Source organism: Brevundimonas sp., assembly GCF_023259385.1.
Taxonomy (GTDB): Bacteria; Pseudomonadota; Alphaproteobacteria; order Caulobacterales; family Caulobacteraceae; genus Brevundimonas.
The window spans coordinates 1-4,827 of record NZ_JAHFPF010000260.1; the positions used below are offsets into that span (position 1 = coordinate 1).

Sequence of the window (4,827 nt, forward strand, 5' to 3'; positions counted from 1 at the left end):
CATGCACCTCGATCATGATCGGAGCGGGACCGGCGCCGGGCGGCAGGATCAGGCGGCCGGCCAGCCGCGTCCCGTCCGCGCTGGTGAAGGGCACGTCGATCGTGGGCAGGTCGACCCGGTGCGCCTCGCGGCCGTCGAAGGTCATGCGGTCCGCGGTCGTGCAGTCGCCGAAGGACGCCTGAAGGGTCGCGGGCCGATCCGTCCAGCCCTCGGTTCCGGTCCAGGCGCCCGAGGCGTCCTGGCGCATCCGGCCGGTGCGGCCGTCGATCAGCCGCCAGCGGCCGCCGGGGCCGTCCACCGGCGCGACGTCGATCAACGTCCCGTCGGCGAGGCGATAGAGCCCGACATGGCAGGCGAAGGCTGGGTCGGGCCTGGACGGCTCATTGCCCATCTGCGCCGACGCCTGGCCGGCGAGTATGAGGGTCGCGAAGGTCGCGGCCAGAAGCGTTCGGATCATCATCACATCATCCCTTCACGGCATCGGAACCGGGACGAAGCCTTCCGGACGACGCACGGTCCAGTGAATAAGGGGTAATGCAGCCTGACGGAAACGTGACAGCGTCGCCGTTACAACCGGCGGCTTCGCGCATTAGCTCGACAGGACATCTTCGTCCGCGACACCCAGAGCCTTCATGGAAACCTTCCTGCTGTTCCTCGTCGTCGGCTTCCTCGCGCAGGCCGTCGACGGGTCCCTGGGCATGGCCTACGGCGTGATCTCCTCCTCGGTGCTGCTCGCCTTCGGCGTGCCGCCGGCGACGGCCTCGGCCAGCGTGCACGGGGCGGAGGTCTTCACCACCGCGGCCTCGGCCGGCAGCCACGCCTGGCACCGCAACGTCGACTGGAAGATGCTGCTGCCGCTGGCGGCGGCCGGCGTCGTCGGCGGTTGTATCGGCGCCTATGTGCTGGCGGGGCTGGACAGCGACGTCATCAAGCCGTTCGTCATCGCCTACCTGGCCCTGATGGGCGTCTGGATCCTGTGGCGCGCCGGCCATGACGTGAAGCCGCGCCTGATCCGCCCGGCCTGGATCGTCGCGCCCCTGGGCGCCGTCGGCGGCTTCCTGGACGCCATCGGCGGCGGAGGCTGGGGTCCGACGGTGTCGTCCACCCTGGTCGGCGCCGGGCAGGAGCCGCGCCGCGCCATCGGCACAGTCAACACCGCCGAGTTCTTCGTCACCGTGGCCGTCAGCGCGACCTTCGTCTGGTCCCTGTTGAGCGGTCACTGGACGGAGGCGGACGCCCTGCAGAACCACGCCGCGGCCGTGGGCGGGCTGGTGGCCGGCGGCCTGCTGGCCGCGCCCTTCGCCGGGCTGATCGCCAAGCGCGTGCCGCGCCGGCCGATGACCTATGCGGTGGGCGGCCTGCTGGTCCTGCTGGCCGGTTTCCAGGGCCTGCAGCTGTCAGGCCTGCTGGGCTGAAACAAGAAGGGCGGGACAGACTGAAGTCCGTCCCGCCCCCTTTGGAACGCACGATCGGTGCGCGCCGGGCCTTACGGCCGGGCGGCGGGAGCGGCGGGCGCGGCCGCAGCCTGACGGCGGCGCTCGGCGTCCTGGGCCGGGGTCAGCATTTCGACGACGAGCGGGTTCGGCGTCAGGTCGTTCATGGCGCCCGAGGTGCCGTCGACCACCAGACCGATCGGACCGCCGATCAGGATGTTGCCTGCGGCGCCCGCGGCGCCGCTGCCGGCCATGCGGCTGTCGACCCGGATTTCCTGGGTGACGTAGCCGTCCAGCGACACCGTGGCGGTGAAGCCCGGCTTGCGCGGCATGCGGAACGAGCACGGCGTGGCCGCGCATTCGAAGCCGGTCGAGGTCGTGACACGCGCGCCCGGAGGCGTGCTTTCGACGGAGAAGTTCTGGCTGGTGCCACGGGTCACCGTGGCGCAGGCCGGCAGGGTCAGGGCGGCCGCGGCAAGCGCGATCGCCTGCACGCCGAAGCGCGCGGTGCGGATGGAAATCATGAAGCCCCCCAAGACTTAAACGAGGCCCACCCCCCGGCGGACCTGGCCGCTAACTCGCACCGCAACCCCAGGAACGTCAATCACCGAACCGTGAGGTCACAGGAGACAGGCGGCGAAAGCGGAGCTATATCCAGTACCTGCATCGACCACGGGGGGCTGATGCGACCAAATCGGGGGATTTCATGAAGCCTGTTTACCTCGCCCTTTCGGGTGCGATCCTGCTCGCCGGCTGCGTCACGTCGAACGGCACCAACGCCGTGCATCCCATCTCAAAGGATGCGGCCGCGCGCGGCCGGGTGACGCTCGTGCAACTGCACAACACGCCCTCCAACGTCAGCGGCCAGTTCACCACCCAGTTCCAGAACACCGTCCAGAGCAAGCTGAACGAGTGCGCGGACGGCGACTATCCGCTGGTCCTGACGGTCACGCTGAACGGCTATCACTCGGCCAATGCGGCCATCGCCCTGTTCGCGCCGAGCCAGAGCGAGATCAGCGGCGTCGCCCGCCTGACCGACGCCTCGGGCGCGGTGGTGGGCGAGTACAACATCCGCCGCACCATTATGGTCGGCGGCGTGATCGGCGCCGTCGTGGCCGCCAACGCCGAGCAGAACATGAGCAGCGCCTTCGGCGAGGAACTATGCAAGCAGGCCTTCAAGAAGAACTGATCGCCTGATCAGGCCGGCCGGGTTTCCATGAAGCTCGGCCGCGCCTCCAGCGCCGCCTGCAGGGCCACGAGTCCCGGCCGCCCGGTCGCCCAGTCGAAGTCCGGATGGCGGAAGTCGATCCAGGTCAGGGCCACGCCGGTGTTCAGGACGCCGATGTGGAAATCGTCCGCCGACAGGCCGGCGGCCTCCAGCGCATCCAGGCAGCGGTGCATGTTCTCGGTCCAGCGCGTCATCCACGAGGGCGAGCGCTCGCTTTCCGGACGGCGTTTCTCCAGCACCAGCTTGACGCCCATCTCGAGCAGGCCGTCGGCCAGAACCTCGATGCGCCGCACGCGCAGCCGCTCGGGCCCTTCCGCGGGAAGCAGGCGCGGATCGGAGCCGAGGCCGTCCAGATATTCGCAGATCACCGGGCTGTCGTTCACCGGCAGGCCGTCCGGCGCGATCAGGGTCGGGACCTGCACCACGGGATTGGCGGCCAGAAGTTCGGGCGCATTGGCGTAGGGATCGACGAAGACTTCCTCGATCGACAGCCCCTTCTCGCGCGCGACGATGCGGCATTTGCGGGCGAAGGGCGACGGGGCGGTGATGTAGAGTTTCATGAGATCAGCGGCGCTCGATGGTCACGCCCCCGGGCGCGGTGAGGGCGTCGAGGCGGGCTTGAGCCGCCGTGTCGCCGAGCGCGTGGGCGCGCATGAAGTCCACGGTGGTGGCCGCGATCAGGCCGAAGTCGGCGGCGTCCGCGTTGCCGACCAGGCTGTGGTCGCCGCCGGCGAAGGTCAGCAGCATCTTGCCGCCCGCCGCGCTGGTGTCGAAGGCGAAGCGGTGGTCGGCGGGGTCGGTGACGAAGCCCTGCACCAGATCGGCGTCGCCGGTGACGATCAGCACCGGCGTGGTCACGGTCGCGAAGGTGGAGGGATTGATCACGCCGGGGATCTTGCCCGGCGTGGACAGGGCGATGACCGCCTTGACCGCCGGATCGCCCAGCGGCCCCGCGACGGTCTCGGCGCCGGCCTCCATCAGGGAATTCAGCGACCCGAAGGAATGGCCCGCCGCGATCATCGGCTTGCCCGGATGCGAGGCCTGCACATAGCCGCGCACGACCGCCAGATCGACGATACGGGTGATGAAGACGCTGCGTTCGTCGGCTTCGGCGTGGCGCGGGTGCAGCAGCGAATCCAGATGCATCGGGGCGACGACCGTGAAGCCATGGGCCGTCCAGTCGTCGATGATGCGGTGGTAGCGGGCCGGGTCGCTGTTCCAGCCGTGGCTGAAGACGATGACGCCCTGCTCGTTCGCCGCCTGCCAGACGCTGACATCGATGGCGCGGCCGTCGGGGGCGGTCAGCGGGACGTGGGTCGCAGCGGAGGCCTGGGCGGTCGCGGGGACGGTCTGGGCCAGGGCGGGCGCGGTCGAGAGCGCTCCCAACGACAGGACAAGCGCGAGCGCGGTGACGGCGCGACGGATCATGAGAAACTCCCCGGACTTCCCCGCCTTGCTAGCGCAGGATGTCCGGACGGGACAGGCGCAGATTACTCCGCCGCTTCGAAGGCCGGTTCCTCGGCCGCCTTGCGGGCGGCTTCCAGTTCGGCGGCCTTGGCTTCGACCTGGGCGACGATCTCGTCGATCATGCCGTCGTTGGCCTGTTTGTGGGCGATCTTGCCGTTCAGATAGACCATGCCCGCGCCCTTGCCGCCGCCGGTGAAGCCGACGTCGGTGTACAGCGCCTCGCCCGGGCCGTTGACCACGCAGCCGATGATCGACAGCGACATGGGCGTGGTCACGTGGGCCAGCTTCTCTTCCAGGATGCCGACCGTCTCGATGACGTTGAAGCCCTGACGCGCGCACGACGGACAGGCGATGATGTTCACCCCGCGGTGGCGCAGGCCCAGGGACTTGAGGATGTCGAAGCCGACCTTGATCTCTTCCACGGGGTCCGCGGCCAGCGACACGCGGATGGTGTCGCCGATGCCGGCCCACAGCATGGAGCCCATGCCGATGGCTGACTTGATGGTGCCGGTGCGCAACGGCCCCGCCTCGGTGACGCCCAGGTGCAGGGGACAGTCGATGGCGTCGGCCAGCTGCTGGTAGGCGGCGACGGTCAGGAAGGGGTCGGACGCCTTCACCGAGATCTTGAACTCGTGGAAGTCGTTGTCCTGCAGGATGCGGGCGTGGTTCAGCGCGCTTTCGACCATGGCCTCGGGGCAG

The 4,827-nt window shown here is 69.5% G+C and carries 7 protein-coding genes; 2 read left to right on the plus strand and 5 right to left on the minus strand.

Features of this window, described 5'->3' with window-relative positions; genetic code table 11:
• Positions 1 to 460, minus strand: a 460-nt coding sequence (locus Q0C81_RS16070; RefSeq protein ID WP_291840221.1) for a hypothetical protein, incomplete at its 3' end; no start/stop codon positions are given.
• A gap of 172 nt (positions 461 to 632) precedes the next feature.
• Between Q0C81_RS16070 and Q0C81_RS16075 the strand changes: the two genes are divergently transcribed.
• A complete protein-coding gene (locus tag Q0C81_RS16075) occupies positions 633 to 1,415 on the plus strand; it encodes a sulfite exporter TauE/SafE family protein (protein ID WP_291840223.1) in 783 nt (260 codons plus the stop codon).
• Between the two features lie 71 nt (positions 1,416 to 1,486).
• Here Q0C81_RS16075 and Q0C81_RS16080 read toward each other — a convergent pair whose 3' ends face one another.
• Positions 1,487 to 1,957 carry a translation initiation factor 2 gene (locus tag Q0C81_RS16080; protein WP_291840226.1) on the minus strand — a complete coding sequence of 157 codons (471 nt, stop codon included), beginning with the start codon at positions 1,955 to 1,957 and terminating at the stop codon, positions 1,487 to 1,489.
• A gap of 182 nt (positions 1,958 to 2,139) precedes the next feature.
• On the opposite strand from Q0C81_RS16080, the gene Q0C81_RS16085 reads away from it, so the two are divergent.
• A complete protein-coding gene (locus tag Q0C81_RS16085) occupies positions 2,140 to 2,622 on the plus strand; it encodes a hypothetical protein (protein WP_291840228.1) in 483 nt (160 codons plus the stop codon).
• Between the two features lie 8 nt (positions 2,623 to 2,630).
• Here Q0C81_RS16085 and Q0C81_RS16090 read toward each other — a convergent pair whose 3' ends face one another.
• From Q0C81_RS16090 to Q0C81_RS16100, 3 genes are all read right to left on the minus strand, one after another.
• On the minus strand, positions 2,631 to 3,221 hold the full coding sequence (locus Q0C81_RS16090; protein WP_291840230.1) for a glutathione S-transferase N-terminal domain-containing protein: 591 nt from the start codon (positions 3,219 to 3,221) through the stop codon (positions 2,631 to 2,633).
• A gap of 4 nt (positions 3,222 to 3,225) precedes the next feature.
• The gene (locus Q0C81_RS16095) at positions 3,226 to 4,089 is read right to left on the minus strand and encodes an alpha/beta hydrolase (protein WP_291840233.1); all 864 of its coding nucleotides are present in this window, start codon (positions 4,087 to 4,089) and stop codon (positions 3,226 to 3,228) included.
• A gap of 62 nt (positions 4,090 to 4,151) precedes the next feature.
• A partial coding sequence (locus Q0C81_RS16100; protein ID WP_291840236.1) for a flavodoxin-dependent (E)-4-hydroxy-3-methylbut-2-enyl-diphosphate synthase occupies positions 4,152 to 4,827 on the minus strand: 676 nt, incomplete at its 5' end.